The sequence below is a fragment of the Candidatus Kosakonia sp. 282A-S69 genome (assembly GCF_029433855.1).
In the GTDB taxonomy this organism is placed as follows: domain Bacteria; phylum Pseudomonadota; class Gammaproteobacteria; order Enterobacterales; family Enterobacteriaceae; genus Kosakonia; species Kosakonia cowanii_A.
The window spans coordinates 1,458-15,713 of record NZ_JAROAU010000004.1 but is presented as its reverse complement, the minus strand read 5'-3'; the positions used below and the strand labels follow the sequence as shown (position 1 = coordinate 15,713).

Annotated in this window: 15 protein-coding genes; 2 read left to right on the top strand and 13 right to left on the bottom strand. The window is 56.4% G+C overall.

Annotation, left to right across the window (positions count from 1 at the left end; all coding sequences use genetic code 11):
- Position 1: 1 nt before the first annotated feature.
- Positions 2 to 973: a phosphoserine phosphatase gene (gene serB / locus PU683_RS19800; RefSeq protein ID WP_277174357.1), complete on the bottom strand. Its 972-nt coding sequence runs from the start codon at positions 971 to 973 to the stop codon at positions 2 to 4.
- Between the two features lie 118 nt (positions 974 to 1,091).
- Between serB and PU683_RS19795 the strand changes: the two genes are divergently transcribed.
- Together PU683_RS19795 and lplA are read left to right on the top strand one after the other, a co-directional pair.
- A complete protein-coding gene (locus PU683_RS19795) occupies positions 1,092 to 1,736 on the top strand; it encodes a YtjB family periplasmic protein (RefSeq protein ID WP_277174356.1) in 645 nt (214 codons plus the stop codon).
- A 50-nt stretch (positions 1,737 to 1,786) separates the two neighbouring features.
- Complete coding sequence (gene lplA / locus PU683_RS19790; protein WP_277174355.1) at positions 1,787 to 2,803, top strand: lipoate--protein ligase; 1,017 nt, start codon at positions 1,787 to 1,789, stop codon at positions 2,801 to 2,803.
- 157 nt (positions 2,804 to 2,960) lie between these two features.
- Here the strand turns inward: lplA and deoD are convergent, their stop codons facing one another.
- The 12 genes from deoD to PU683_RS19730 form a co-directional block, all read right to left on the bottom strand.
- Complete coding sequence (deoD, locus tag PU683_RS19785) at positions 2,961 to 3,680, bottom strand: purine-nucleoside phosphorylase (RefSeq protein WP_277174354.1); 720 nt, start codon at positions 3,678 to 3,680, stop codon at positions 2,961 to 2,963.
- Between the two features lie 58 nt (positions 3,681 to 3,738).
- On the bottom strand, positions 3,739 to 4,962 hold the full coding sequence (gene deoB, locus PU683_RS19780) for a phosphopentomutase (RefSeq protein WP_277174353.1): 1,224 nt from the start codon (positions 4,960 to 4,962) through the stop codon (positions 3,739 to 3,741).
- Positions 4,963 to 5,013: 51 nt separating this feature from the next.
- The gene (gene deoA, locus PU683_RS19775; protein WP_277174352.1) at positions 5,014 to 6,336 is read right to left on the bottom strand and encodes a thymidine phosphorylase; all 1,323 of its coding nucleotides are present in this window, start codon (positions 6,334 to 6,336) and stop codon (positions 5,014 to 5,016) included.
- Between the two features lie 85 nt (positions 6,337 to 6,421).
- Positions 6,422 to 7,201 (bottom strand): deoxyribose-phosphate aldolase, encoded by a 780-nt coding sequence (gene deoC, locus PU683_RS19770; RefSeq protein ID WP_277174351.1) that lies wholly within the window; start codon positions 7,199 to 7,201, stop codon positions 6,422 to 6,424.
- 249 nt (positions 7,202 to 7,450) lie between these two features.
- Positions 7,451 to 8,242, bottom strand: a complete 792-nt coding sequence (locus tag PU683_RS19765) for a TatD family hydrolase (protein WP_277174350.1) — start codon at positions 8,240 to 8,242, stop codon at positions 7,451 to 7,453.
- On the bottom strand, positions 8,239 to 9,309 hold the full coding sequence (locus PU683_RS19760) for a patatin-like phospholipase family protein (protein ID WP_277174349.1): 1,071 nt from the start codon (positions 9,307 to 9,309) through the stop codon (positions 8,239 to 8,241). Before PU683_RS19760 ends, PU683_RS19765 begins: the two co-directional genes overlap by 4 nt.
- A gap of 118 nt (positions 9,310 to 9,427) precedes the next feature.
- Complete coding sequence (locus tag PU683_RS19755; protein ID WP_023480205.1) at positions 9,428 to 9,589, bottom strand: DUF1328 domain-containing protein; 162 nt, start codon at positions 9,587 to 9,589, stop codon at positions 9,428 to 9,430.
- Positions 9,590 to 9,715: 126 nt separating this feature from the next.
- Positions 9,716 to 10,333 (bottom strand): molecular chaperone OsmY, encoded by a 618-nt coding sequence (gene osmY, locus PU683_RS19750; RefSeq protein ID WP_023480446.1) that lies wholly within the window; start codon positions 10,331 to 10,333, stop codon positions 9,716 to 9,718.
- A 378-nt stretch (positions 10,334 to 10,711) separates the two neighbouring features.
- Positions 10,712 to 12,301, bottom strand: a complete 1,590-nt coding sequence (gene prfC, locus PU683_RS19745) for a peptide chain release factor 3 (protein WP_277174348.1) — start codon at positions 12,299 to 12,301, stop codon at positions 10,712 to 10,714.
- A 91-nt stretch (positions 12,302 to 12,392) separates the two neighbouring features.
- Entirely contained in the window at positions 12,393 to 13,070 is a 678-nt protein-coding gene (gene yjjG / locus PU683_RS19740; RefSeq protein WP_277174347.1) for a pyrimidine 5'-nucleotidase, read from the bottom strand.
- A gap of 18 nt (positions 13,071 to 13,088) precedes the next feature.
- A complete protein-coding gene (gene rimI / locus PU683_RS19735; protein ID WP_277174346.1) occupies positions 13,089 to 13,529 on the bottom strand; it encodes a ribosomal protein S18-alanine N-acetyltransferase in 441 nt (146 codons plus the stop codon).
- Positions 13,498 to 13,911 (bottom strand): DNA polymerase III subunit psi, encoded by a 414-nt coding sequence (locus tag PU683_RS19730; protein WP_277174345.1) that lies wholly within the window; start codon positions 13,909 to 13,911, stop codon positions 13,498 to 13,500. The genes rimI and PU683_RS19730 overlap by 32 nt, the downstream gene beginning before the upstream one ends.
- Between the last annotated feature and the right edge of the window lie 345 nt (positions 13,912 to 14,256).

Below are 14,256 nucleotides of genomic sequence, written 5' to 3'. Positions count from 1 at the left end.
TCTACTTCTTATTAATACTGCCGGAAAGGATACAAAATACGCCCATCAGGTCGGCGTGACGAATGATCACTTCCGCCTTCTCATTCACAGTCGGTTTGGCGTGAAATGCGATGCCCAGCCCGGCGGATTTGATCATTGGCAGATCGTTGGCGCCATCGCCAATCGCCACGGTCTGATCCGCGGCGATCTCATACTCTTCAGCCAGCAGCTTCAGCGTTTTTGCTTTGTACTGCGCGTCGACGATATCCCCCAGCACCTGGCCGGTAAATTTACCGTCGACGATCTCCAGCTGATTGGCGACCGCCGCCGTCAAATGCAGTTTGTCGCGCAGGTAATCGGCAAAGAAGGTGAAGCCGCCGGAGGCAATCGCCACTTTCCAGCCGAGGGTTTCCAGTTTTAACACCAGCTGTACCAGGCCCGGCATCAGCGGCAGATTTTCGCGCACCTGATGCAGGATAGCAGCATCCGCGCCCTTTAACGTTGCCACGCGGCTGCGCAGGCTGGCGGTAAAATCGAGTTCGCCGCGCATCGCGCGCTCGGTCACTTCGGCGACCTGTTCGCCGGTACCGGCCAGTTTGGCGATCTCATCAATGCACTCAATCTGGATCGCTGTGGAGTCCATATCCATCACCAGCAGCCCCGGCGAGCGCAGATGCGGGATTTTACCGAGCGGCGCGACATCCATGCCCTCATCGTGCGCCAGGCGCGTTGCGCGCGGCGTCAGCGAGCCTGCCAGACGAATCACCTGATACTCATCCACGCTCCAGGCTGAAACAATCACCATCGCGGCACCCAGCTTGCGCTGATAGGTTGTCAGACGCTGCTTATCAAGGCTCCGGCTATAGAGCAGCCAGCCGCTGCGACCAGCGTGATAATCCAGAGGCATCACCTCATCACCACTGAGAGAGAGCGGCAATCCCGGCCACTGAGAAACATCATCGGGCAGATCGCACCAGGTCAGACTGTTAGGCATTAAAGCTCCTGTAAAAACGTTCGCGCCAGAAAGCACCGGAGGGGAAAATAACGCAAGAGGCTACCTTGTAATCAACGCTTCTGGCAACATTAAGCATCAAATTTACAACAGGTGGCACATGAGTCGCGCAAAACTTAAATTCCGGCTGCATCGCGCCGTGATTGTCCTTATCTGTCTGGCGCTGTTGGTGGCGCTGATGCAGGGGGCTTCCTGGTTCAGTCAGAAGCATCAACGCCAGCGAAATCCGCAGTTTGAAGAGCTGGCGAGAACCCTGGCGCGCCAGGTTACGATCAATCTTACCCCGCTGATGCGCACCGAAACGCCTGATGAAAAACGCATATCTGCCATCTTAAACCCGCTGACGGAAGAGAGCCGCATTCTGGATGCCGGCGTCTATGATGCCCAGGGCGACCTGGTAGCGCGCGCCGGTGAGAGTATTGAGGTGCGCGACCGGCTGGCGCTGGATGGTAAAAAAGCGGGTGCCTACTTTAATCAGCAGATCGTTGAGCCGATCCAGGGCAAAAGCGGCCCGCTGGGTTACCTGCGCCTAACGCTGGATACCCACACGCTGGCGACGGAAGCCAAACAGGTGGATAACACCACCAATATTCTGCGTCTGATGCTGCTGCTCTCACTGGCGATCGGTGTGGTACTGACGCGCACGCTGTTGCAGGGCAAACGCACCCGCTGGCAGCAATCCCCCTTCCTGCTGACGGCGAACAAAGCGGTACCGGAAGAGGATGAGCAGGAAAAGAGAGAGTAGCCGCAGCGGCTTCCCGTACGCTCCCTGATTTTTTAGAAAGGATATCGCCTATGTCGACGCTTCGTCTTCTTATCTCCGACTCTTACGATCCCTGGTTTAACCTGGCGGTTGAGGAGTCGATTTTCCGCCAGATGCCCGCCACACAGCGGGTGCTGTTTCTCTGGCGCAACGCCGATACGGTGGTGATTGGCCGGGCGCAGAATCCGTGGAAGGAGTGCAACACTCGCCGCATGGAAGAGGATAACGTGCGGCTGGCAAGGCGCAGCAGTGGCGGTGGCGCGGTGTTCCACGATCTCGGCAACACCTGTTTTACTTTTATGGCCGGCAAACCGGAGTATGACAAAACCGTCTCCACCGCCATTGTGCTTAATGCGTTACAAACGCTGGGCATTAACGCGGAAGCTTCCGGGCGCAACGACCTGGTGGTGAAGACCGCCGAGGGGGATCGAAAAATCTCCGGCTCGGCCTATCGCGAAACGCCGGATCGCGGCTTTCATCACGGAACGCTGCTGCTTAACGCCGATCTCAGCCGGCTGGCGAACTATCTCAATCCGGATAAGAAGAAGTTGCAGGCCAAAGGCATCACCTCGGTGCGCGGCCGGGTGGCGAATCTGGTCGATCTGCTGCCGGGCATCACCCATGCGCAGATTTGCGCCGCCGTTACCGAAGCCTTCTTTAAGCACTATGACGAATATGTCGAGGCCGAGGTTATCTCGCCGGATAACACCCCGGACCTGCCGAACTTTGCCGAGACCTTTGCCCGTCAGAGCAGCTGGGCGTGGAACTTCGGTCAGGCTCCTGCGTTCAGCCATTTACTGGATGAACGTTTTACCTGGGGCGGCGTGGAGCTGCACTTTGATGTCGAAAAGGGGCACATCACTCGCGCGCAGATCTTTACCGACAGCCTGAACCCGGCACCGCTGGAAGCGCTGGCGGCGCGTTTGCAGGGCTGCCTCTATCGCGCCGATACGCTGGCGCAGGCGTGCGATGCGCTACGGGTGGATTTCCCGCAGCAGCAACAGGAGCTGCGCGAACTGTCGGCCTGGATCGTACAAGCTGTGCGATAAAGCAGTACGCCTGCTGGCGCTGCGCGTATCAGGTCTGAATAGATTCTCAATCACTATCTTTTGATTTCAAAAGAGAAAGATTCAGATATGCAGGAAAAGATGACTAGATAGTGCGGGTTAAAATCCGGGCGAGCTTACCGCCGCCCGGCAGGCAGAATTACGCGTTGTCGCCCAGCAGGACAGATTCCAGCGCGATTTTGATCATGTCGTTGAACGTGGTTTGACGCTCATCGGAGGTGGTCTGCTCGTGGGTGCGGATATGGTCGGAAACGGTGCAGATGGTCAGCGCTTTCGCACCGAACTCTGCCGCAACGCCGTAGATACCGGCGGCTTCCATCTCAACGCCGAGGATACCGTACTTCTCCATCACATCGAACATCTCGCCGTCCGGGGAGTAGAAGAGATCGGCAGAGAAGAGGTTACCCACGCGCGCATCGACGCCAAGATCCTTCGCCGCATCAACCGCGTTACGCACCATGTCGAAATCCGCAATCGCTGCAAAGTCATGATCCTTGAAACGCATGCGGTTCACTTTGGAGTCGGTGCAGGCACCCATACCGATCACGATGTCACGCAGTTTCACATCCATACGCACGGCGCCGCAGGAGCCGACGCGGATGATCTTTTTGACGCCAAAATCGGTGATCAGCTCTTTGGTGTAGATGGAGCAGGATGGGATACCCATACCGTGACCCATTACAGAGATTTTGCGGCCTTTGTAGGTGCCGGTGTAGCCCAGCATGCCGCGTACGTTGTTCACTTCACGATAATCTTCGAGAAACGTTTCGGCGATGTGCTTTGCGCGCAGCGGGTCGCCCGGCATCAGTACGACGTCCGCGAAATCGCCCATTTCTGCATTGATATGTGGGGTTGCCATCGTTACTTCCTTTGACTTGTTAGAAAATGGAGGGCGGGAAAGACCCCGCCCAAAAACATCAGAACATGGCTTTGCCATACTCCATATCAGAGACGCCGAAGTAGCGGGCGATCGTCTGACCAATATCAGCGAAGGTCTCGCGGTGTCCCAGCGAGCCTGCTTTTACTTTCGGGCCGTAGATCAGTACCGGAATGTGTTCGCGGGTATGATCGGTGCCTTTCCAGGTCGGATCGCAGCCGTGGTCGGCGGTGAGGATCAGGATATCATCTTCGCCCACCAGCTCCATCAGCTCCGGCAGACGGCGGTCAAACAGCTCCAGCCCGCCCGCATAACCGGCGACATCGCGGCGATGACCCCAGGATGAGTCAAAATCGACGAAGTTGGTAAAGACAATGGTCTTGTCACCCGCCTCTTTCATCTCGGTGATAGTGGCATCAAACAGCGCGTCGAGGCCGGTAGCTTTCACTTTTTTGGTGATACCGCAGTTGGCATAGATATCGGCGATTTTACCCACGGATACCACCTGCCCACCCTTCTCATCGACCAGTTTTTGCAGCACCGTCGCGGACGGCGGCTCCACGGCCAGATCGTGACGGTTGCCGGTACGCTGGAAGTTACCCGCTTTGTCGCCGACAAACGGACGCGCGATAACGCGGCCAATGTTATAACCGCCTTCGGTCAGCTCTTCGCGGGCAATTTCGCACAGTTCATAGAGCTTATCGAGACCGAAGGTCTCTTCGTGGCAGGCAATCTGGAACACCGAGTCGGCGGAGGTGTAGAAAATCGGCTTCCCGGTTTTCATATGCTCTTCGCCGAGCTGGTCAAGAATGACCGTCCCGGAGGAGTGGCAGTTGCCGAGATAACCCGGCAGATTAGCGCGCTCGACCAGCTTATCCAGCAGCGCCTGCGGGAAGCTGTTTTCGGTATCGCTGAAGTAGCCCCAGTCGAACAGCACGGGTACACCGGCGATTTCCCAGTGGCCCGACGGCGTATCTTTCCCGGAAGAGAGTTCATGCGCCCAGGCATACGCGCCAATGATCCCGGCGTTGCCATCCATACCGGCAGGGATCGTGCCGGTTGCGCCTTCGTGGGCCTTCGCAAGCCCGAGGCGAGTGAGATTCGGTAGATTAAGCGGACCTTTGCGCCCGGTATCTGCTTCACCTTTCGCACAGGCTTCAGCGATGTGGCCGAGAGTGTCGGAACCCGCGTCGCCGAAGCGATCCGCGTCTTCTGTCGCGCCGATGCCGAAAGAGTCCAGCACCATGATAAATGCACGTTTCATATGTTCTCCGTACCTTGTGCTTTGAAAAAAAGCGATCAGATCAGTATACCGCTATTCAGTTATGCGGCGATAGACCGTCGGGGTCTCTTTTGGTGCGCGGTCGCTCACACTTATCGCCGCTTTCACCACCTGCGCAGCGCTCTGCCAGCTGGCTTCATCTTTGGCGTGAATAATGGCGAGCGGACGTTGGCCGTCAACCTGCTCACCGAGGCGCACCATGTCGGTTAAACCAACGCTGTAATCAATGCTATCGGACGCCTGACGACGACCGCCGCCTAAAGAGACCACCGCCATACCCAGCTCACGGGTATCCATCGCGCTGACAAACCCTTCATCGTCGGCGTAAACCGCTTTGCTCAGGGTCGCCGTCGGTAAATAGCGATCGTAGTTCTCAACAAAATCATGCGGGCCTTTCTGCGCCGCCACCATGCGCCCGAAAATCTCGGCGGCTTTACCGTTATCCAGCACCGCTTGCAGCTTCGCGCGCGCGTCAGCGTCATCTTTCGCCAGTTTGCCGGAGATGAGCATTTCGGCGCTGAGCGCCATCGTCACTTCAAACAGGCGCGGATTGCGGTATTCACCCGTCAGGAACTGCACCGCTTCGCGCACTTCCACCGCGTTACCGGCGCTCGATGCCAGCACCTGATTCATATCGGTCAGCAGCGCGGTCGTGCGCACGCCTGCGCCGTTGGCAACGCCCACAATCGCTTCCGCCAGCTGTTCTGAGCGCTCATAAGTCGGCATAAACGCTCCGCTGCCAACCTTCACATCCATCACCAATGCATCGAGCCCTTCCGCCAGTTTTTTGGCCAGGATCGACGCGGTGATGAGCGGGATGGAGTCAACGGTCGCGGTTATATCGCGTGTGGCGTAGAAGCGTTTATCTGCCGGTGCCAGCGAGTTGGTCTGACCGATAATCGCCACGCCAACCTCTTTGATAATGTCGCGAAAACGCTGGTCGGAGGGGAAAATATCAAAGCCCGGAATCGCTTCCAGCTTATCGAGCGTGCCGCCCGTATGGCCGAGGCCGCGCCCGGAAATCATCGGAATATAGCCACCGCAGGCCGCTACCATCGGGCCGAGCATCAACGATGTCACATCGCCAACGCCGCCGGTGGAGTGCTTATCCACTACCGGGCCATTAAGATCGAGGCTTTTCCAGTCGAGTACGGTACCGGAATCGCGCATCGCCATGGTCAGCGAGACACGCTCCGGCATGCTCATATCATGGAAGAAAATGGTCATCGCCAGCGCGGCGATTTGCCCTTCAGAAACGGTGTTATCGCGAATTCCGTTGATAAAGAAGCGGATCTCTTCATCACTCAGCGCGATGCCATCGCGTTTTTTACGAATAATTTCTTGAGCGAGAAACAAGGTAACCCCCTGAGGATAGAGAGGGCCGGGCAAGGGTTCAGCCCGGCAATATGGCTAATGATGGCGCAGCGCCATCAGACGATCATCAGTAAGCGCTCGCGCTTTTACCGTCGCCGTGACCCAGCGCTTTCAACAGGCTCGCCAGCAAGCTGGACGCGCCAAAGCGGTAGTGACGCGCATCGCCCCAGTCGGCACCAAAGAGCTCATCGGCAATCGCCAGGTACTGCTGCGCATCTTCCGCCGTACGCACGCCGCCTGCGGGTTTAAAACCAACGCTTTTTTCAACGCCCATATCGCGGATCACTTCCAGCATGATGCGCGCGCTCTCAGGCGTGGCGTTGACCGGCACTTTACCGGTAGAGGTTTTAATAAAGTCAGCCCCGGCGTTGATGGCGATTTCAGAGGCTTTGCGGATCAATGCTTCCTCTTTCAGCTCACCGGTTTCAATAATCACTTTCAGCAAGACATTTGCCGCCGCACAGACCTCTTTACACGCTTTCACCAGATCGAAACCGACCTGCTCGTTGCCGGCGATCAGCGCGCGGTAAGGGAAAACGACGTCAACTTCGTCCGCGCCGTAGGCGATGGCCGCGCGGGTTTCCGCCAGCGCAATCCCGATATCATCATTACCGTGCGGGAAGTTAGTAACGGTGGCGATGCGGATCTCCGGCGTACCCTGCTCGTTCAGGGTCTTACGCGCAATCGGGATAAAACGCGGATAGATACAGATTGCGGCGGTGTTGCCAACCGGGGTTTTCGCCTGATGACACAGCGCAATGACTTTTTCATTGGTGTCATCATCATTCAGGGTGGTCAGGTCCATCAGTTTCAGCGCGCGCAGGCTGCTGGCAGTTAAATCAGTCATATTCTCTCCGACGGCAGAGTGCCGGTTTCAGTTCGGTTTTGTGAGTATTCTAACATTCACCCACGATTACTCTTCGACACGCATCACAGTTAGCAAAAAGTTTGCTCATACTTGCATAACAGCAACGCGACATTGATCAAATTATTTCGCCACAGTAAGGCAGCGACGCGGGAAAATAACACGGCAAGCCCACGCCATTTGAATGTGAGAATTTTAACACAGGAGAGTCTGCCTGCCGACGAAAAAGCGCTACAGCCGCGAATCAGGGAGTGCGAAGAGCCGTTGCGTATTGTGAAACAGCGCGTGAGCAATCACATCCGGCGCTTCCGGGCGGAGCTCACAGAGGGTTGCAAAAACCGTTGCCGCCCGCTCAGGGCGGTTGGGTTGCCCCTGAAAACCGTTGAGCGGCATATCGGGCGCGTCAGTTTCAAGCAGCAGCGAGGAGAGTGGCAACTGCGCCATCACACCGCGGGTTTTGCTGGCGCGCGGATAGGTGATGGTGCCGCCAACGCCGATAGAGTAGCCAAGATCGATAAAGCGCTGCGCCTGTTGTAGGCTGCCGGCAAAACCGTGCACCACGCCGGTTCGCGGCAGGTTATGTTTTTTCAGCTGCATCGCCAGCTTGTCATGGGTGCGACGAGAGTGAAGAAGAACCGGCAAATCATAGCGCTTCGCCATTTTTAGCTGCGCATCAAGCAGCGCCTGCTGGCGTTCAAACTGCGGATTATCACGATAGAGATCGAGGCCGATTTCGCCAATGGCGATCACCTTCTCAGGCCGGGAGGCGAGCAGCATATCCAGCTGGTCGAGGCTCTGCTGGGTATGCTCCTCCACCACTATCGGGTGCAGACCCAGCGCGGCATAGAGGGCGTGATGCTGCTGCGCAAGGTTGCAGACGCGGTCAAAATAGCGGGCGGCGATAGCAGGCACGATGATGCGCTCTACGCCCGCCTCTGCCGCGCGGGCGATACTGGCCACTTCATCCCCTTTAAAGGGTGCGAAATCGAAATGACAGTGGGTATCGATAAAGCGGAAGCTCACGCGCTGTCCTCGTTATTAAGCGAAATATCATTGGCCTCCGGCACGGTCACCAGCGGCAGGTCAAGCGCGTCGTTTGCCACCCCGGCAGGGGGCACCACGCGCGTTGTCGGCGCGACAACCGGCGTATAGCGCAGCAGCGGTGGGGACTCTGCCAGCAGTTTGCCCACCGTCGCCAGGAAGTAGCGCCCGCACAGGCGGCCAATTTTATAATCTTCCCGCAGCGCCGGTAAACGGCTGCCGAGCGCCATGCTTTTTAACAGCTTCGGCGGATAGATTTCGATGATGCGCAGCTTACCGGGCGGGGATTCAATAAACTGCTGCGTGGCAAGGTAGCTCTTCTCATGATGCTGCACCAGGTTGACCAGCGACTGCAGGCTGCTTTCACCCAGCCAGCGCTCCATACGCTTAAACCACTGCGGCGTGTAGTACATCTGCGACGGTACGGTGCGGATCACCACGATAGTGTCGGCCCCGCGCCGCGCCGCTTCCTGCACGGGTATGGCGTCGCTGACGCCGCCGTCCAGATAGTTCACGCCGCTCAGCGCGACACCGGTGCGATAAAACCCTGGAATGGCGCTTGAGGCGCGGATCAGATCGAGCCACGTCTGGTGGTTGGGTACAAAATACTCTGCCGAATAATCATCCTGGCGGCAGGCGCACATGTAAAAGGCTTTACCACCCTCAAAAGCGCGTACGGCATGATCCATCGCCAGCGGCATCTCGGTGGCAGTCGCGTTCACCAGCCAGTCAAGATCGATAAGGTTGCCCCCGCGCACAAAGCGCAGCGGGTCGAAAAATTCCCGTCGCGTGGTATAGCGCATAATCACTTTACGCGCGTAACCCGGCTGGTTACAGACATATGCCGACAGATTCTGCGCCCCGGCAGAGGTGCCAAAGAAGAGATCGAAAGGGTTAAAATCGGCGCGCATAAACTCATCCAGCACGCCCGCGGTAAAGATACCGCGCTGACCACCGCCTTCGCAGACCAGCGCCAGGCGTCCCGGTCTGAAGGGTTTAAGTGCCAGCGGCGCAATATTGCCGAGCGTGATGGGAATATGTTGCCCCACTTCGTTTTCCTTTTAAGCAATCGTCACAACAAAGTAGCGCAATATTTACGACCCTGAAACAGCAAAGCCAGTCACGAGGACTGGCTTTAATGTAACCGAAGTTTAAGCGTGTTAAACGCTACGGGCGCCGACGACCCATGAACAGGCTGACCAGGAACAGAACGATACCAACGATGAAGACGATTTTCGCCGCACCCGCTGCTGTACCTGCCAAACCACCAAAGCCCAGTGCGGCGGCAATTAACGCGATAACCAGAAAAATAATGCCCCAACGAAACATAAAACTCTCCTTAACCATAGTTAATGTCGACCGCAAATGATGGGCTCTCAGGATGCCCATCCGCGATGTTTCCTGCTAAGTATCTATCGCGCCCGGACGTCGCCAGGCACGGATTTTCACGTACTCTTATTTAACTTTCAGGTCGTTCTTCACGCTTTTCACGCCGTCGACTGCTTTGGCGATGCTTTCAGCGCGCTCACTTTGAGCCTTGGATTCTACCGTGCCGGATAACTGAACAACGCCGTCAGTGGTTTCCACTTTCACCATACGTGACGGGACGTTCTCATCGGCCAGCAGCTTCGCTTTGATTTCGCTGGTGGTAGCGGTATCACCCGCGTAACCTTTTGCAGTGCTCTCTTTCGCATCGCGAACGTGCAGTTTGTCGCTTACAGAAGCCACACCTTCTACACCTTTCGCCACGGAAACCGCCTCTTCAGCCTGTTTCTGGCTTTCGACGAAACCGCTCAGGGTTACCACTTTTTTGTCCGTTTTCACGGAGATATCGGTGCTTTTAATGCTTTCATGATCGACCAGTGCTGCTTTAACTTTTGCAGTAATGGTACTGTCGTCCATGAATCCACCGACTTTATTCATAGAGCTATCAATTTTGTCCCCTGCGCTGGACGCGGTGCTCTGCGCTTTATCCGTGGTGGTTTCCGCCGCCAGGGCAGAGCCCGTGGTCAGAACAGAGCCCAGTGTGATAGCCAGCAGGGTTTTAGAAAGAGTCAGCTTTGTCATAGTCATCGATGTTATTCCTGTATGTTTGCCCACCATTTGGGCTGATGCAGCAAGAAGCTGCCAACTGCTGCGGTGAAACTCACCGTATCAACGTCAATGGTTGCGATCACATTCCGGCAAATCGCTGCGCTGATGCAGTTGTTAATGTTATCTTGTGATGGGTTGAGTGGATAAAAGACCATTAAACACGCATTGAGCAGTACTTTCGGCCACACACCTTGTCATCACTTTGTTAAATATAGATCACTATCGACAAAGATCCTGTTGGAGTGCGTAAAAAGCGAGCAACAGGCAGAAAAAGCGAGGGTTTTAAGAACTTTCCGCAAGAAACGCCAGGGTGGAAAAGAGGCCGGAGCGCAGCGCCTGCCGCGCTCCGTAGAGGGATTAGTGTTCGCGGGTTTTGTGGAAGGTCACTTCCGGGTAACGCTCTTGCGTCAGGTTGAGGTTAACCATAGTCGGCGCGATATAGGTCAGGTTATCGCCGCCATCGAGCGCCAGCTGGATCTCATTCTTACGCTTAAACTCTTCGAACTTCTTCACGTCGCTGCTCTCTACCCAACGCGCTGTTGCCACGTTGACGGACTCATAGACCGCTTCGACGTTGTACTCGCTCTTCAGACGCGCCACCACCACATCAAACTGCAGCACACCGACCGCGCCGACAATCAGATCGTTGTTGGCAATCGGGCGGAAGACCTGCACCGCGCCCTCTTCTGAAAGCTGAACCAGGCCTTTAAGCAGCTGTTTCTGCTTCAGCGGATCGCGCAGGCGAATACGGCGGAAGAGCTCAGGGGCAAAGTTCGGGATGCCGGTGAACTTCATCATCTCACCCTGCGTGAAGGTGTCGCCAATCTGAATGGTGCCATGGTTGTGCAGACCGATGATGTCGCCCGGGTAGGCCTCTTCAACATGTGAGCGATCACCCGCCATAAAGGTCAGCGCATCGGAGATCACCACATCTTTACCGGTACGCACCTGGCGCAGCTTCATCCCTTTTTCGTAGCGCCCGGAAACCACGCGCATAAAAGCAACGCGGTCGCGGTGCTTCGGATCCATGTTGGCCTGGATCTTAAAGACAAAACCGGTGAACTTCTCGTCGTCGGCTTTCACTTCGCGCACGTCGGTTTGGCGCGGCATCGGCGCCGGTGCCCATTCCACCAGGCCATCCAGCATATGATCAACGCCAAAGTTACCGAGCGCGGTGCCGAAGAAGACCGGCGTCAGCGCGCCGCTCAGGAACTGCTCCTGATCGAACTCGTTGGAGGCGCCCTGCACCAGTTCCAGCTCATCGCGCAGCTGCTGGGCCAGATCCTCGCCCACGGCGGCATCCAGCTCCGGGTTGTTCAACCCTTTGACGATGCGCACTTCCTGGATGGTGTGGCCTTTACCCGTCTGATAAAGGTAGGTTTCATCTTTATAGAGGTGGTAAACCCCTTTGAACAGCTTACCGCAGCCAATCGGCCAGGTGATCGGCGCACAGGCGATCTTCAGTTCGCTCTCCACCTCATCCAGCAGCTCCATCGGATCGCGGATGTCACGGTCGAGTTTGTTCATAAAGGTGAGGATCGGCGTATCACGCAGACGGGTGACTTCCATCAGCTTGCGGGTACGGTCTTCGACGCCCTTCGCCGCATCGATCACCATCAGACAGCAGTCGACGGCGGTTAAAGTGCGGTAGGTATCTTCGGAGAAGTCTTCATGCCCCGGGGTGTCGAGCAGGTTGACCAGGTTCTCACGGTAAGGGAACTGCATCACCGAGGTGGTGATGGAGATACCACGCTGCTTCTCCATCTCCATCCAGTCAGATTTTGCATGCTGGCTGGAGCCACGGCCTTTTACAGTACCGGCGGTCTGGATCGCCTGTCCGAACAGCAGCACCTTTTCGGTGATGGTGGTTTTACCGGCATCGGGGTGCGAGATGATAGCGAACGTGCGGCGCTTAGCCACCTCTTGATAATAAGGAGACAACGTCATAATTGAGATCTTCTGTGTAATTGCGCGGCACTGAGCCCCGCGTTAAAGACGAAAAATGCGGCTATTGTACTCAACGGTTGAGTGCAGACAATCAATGTTTACACAGGAGTTGCTCCAGTTCGTTCAGGGACGTCACCGTCCAGGTCGGGTTGATCCCTTCAGGCAGCGCGCGGTTATGGGCATTAAGCCAGCAGGTCGAAAGCCCGGCGTTGATGCCGCCCAGAATATCCGACTCCGCCGTGTCGCCAACCATCAATACGCGATCGCGGTGTGGGTTACCAGCCTGCTTCAGCGCGTACTCAAAGATCCGCGGATCCGGTTTGGCAACGCCAACCTGTTCAGAAATCACTAACAGATCAAAATAGTCGCGCAGGCCGGTACGTTCCAGGCGAATTTGCTGCAACGCGGTAAAACCGTTGGTGATGATGCCGATTTTTACTTTGCCCTTCAGGCTGTCGAGCAGTGAAACCGCGCCCGGCAGCGGCGCGCAGATTTCTGCCATCGCGTTGAGGAACGCTTCATTAAGCATGCCCGGTGGCACATCCAGCCGCTCGGACCAGCTCTGAAAACGCTTATGCTGCAACTGCAGGGCGGTGATCGCGCCGTTCTGGTAATCCACCCATAAAGGCTTGTTAACAGACTGATATTCTGCGAAATCCTGATCGGTGAATGTCACGCTATAGTCAAGAAACATCCGTTGTAAGCCGCCAAACGCGTCGAAGGTGAAGAGCGTTTCATCAGCGTCAAAGAGTATCCAGTCCCATTTCATTACATCACCTTTATTCAATTACAGAGGAAGCGCCATGATGATGGCATCCTCACGCCCGTGGGCCGTGGGATAGTAGTTGCGCCGAATGGTCGCTTCGTTAAAACCTAAACTCTCATACAGCGCGATGGCAGGCTGGTTAGAGGCGCGAACCTCCAGCCACAGCGTCAACACATCACGCTTTTCCAGCTCGCGAATCAGATGTTCAAGCAGCTGGCGGCCCAGCCCCTGGCGCTGCCAGGCGGGATCGACGGCGATATTGAACAGCGTGGCTTCATCAAGCACCACCTGCGTGATGGCGAAAGCTGCCATCTCATTGCCCACCATCAGCCGATAGTTGAGGTAGCGCTCCCCCTGGTTACTGGCGAGCGTTTTTTCGCTCCAGGGAAAGGCGTGCGCCCGGGTCTCTATTTCGTAAGCGCGGGGCAGATCAGTCGTGCTGAGGGAAGAAATCGTGTTCATGTTCGCAGATTTGTTGCCATAACGCGGCGCGTGCCGCAGGGTTTGCGCGTAGCTCATCAACTGCGGGCGTCAAGAGTTGCGCGCCCGACAGCGGCAGCGGCGCATCAATGCCCAGCAGCCAGCTGTTGCAATGGCTCTCGGGCGGCAGCATCGCGACGCGATCCGGGGTGAGTTGCAGTACCTGATCTGCCGTTACGGTCAGGGCGCGCAGCACGTCGGTGACAAGCGGATCGTTTAATGCAGGCAGCGTCGGCGAGACCATCACCAGACGAACATGCGCGGGCAGCGAAATGGCGATCTCGCCCTGTAACGCCGTCGGGCGGCGCAGGGTCCACTGGGTAATGCCCAGCTGCTGTAATTGCCAGTCGCGTCGGGAAGTCATCGTGAAACACTCCTGTATCAGGCGCGCAAATATAACAAACTCGTCGAAAATGCGCCATCAACACACAGGTGGCAAAGTCATTGTCATAGGGTGAAGAGCGCTGAAAGGGGTATGAAGACGCAGCCAACAATGAAGCAGCGCGAAGGATAACGTGTTACACAAAATCATTCGTGCTGCGTCGAGGCGGCAAGGATGAATATCCCCAGGAGCTTACAAGAGTAAGTGACTGGGGTATGAAGACGCAGCCAACAATGAGGCAACGCGAAGAATAACGTGTTACACAAAATCATTCGTGCTGCGTCGAGGCGGCAAGGATGAATATCCCCAGGAGCTTACAAGAGTAAG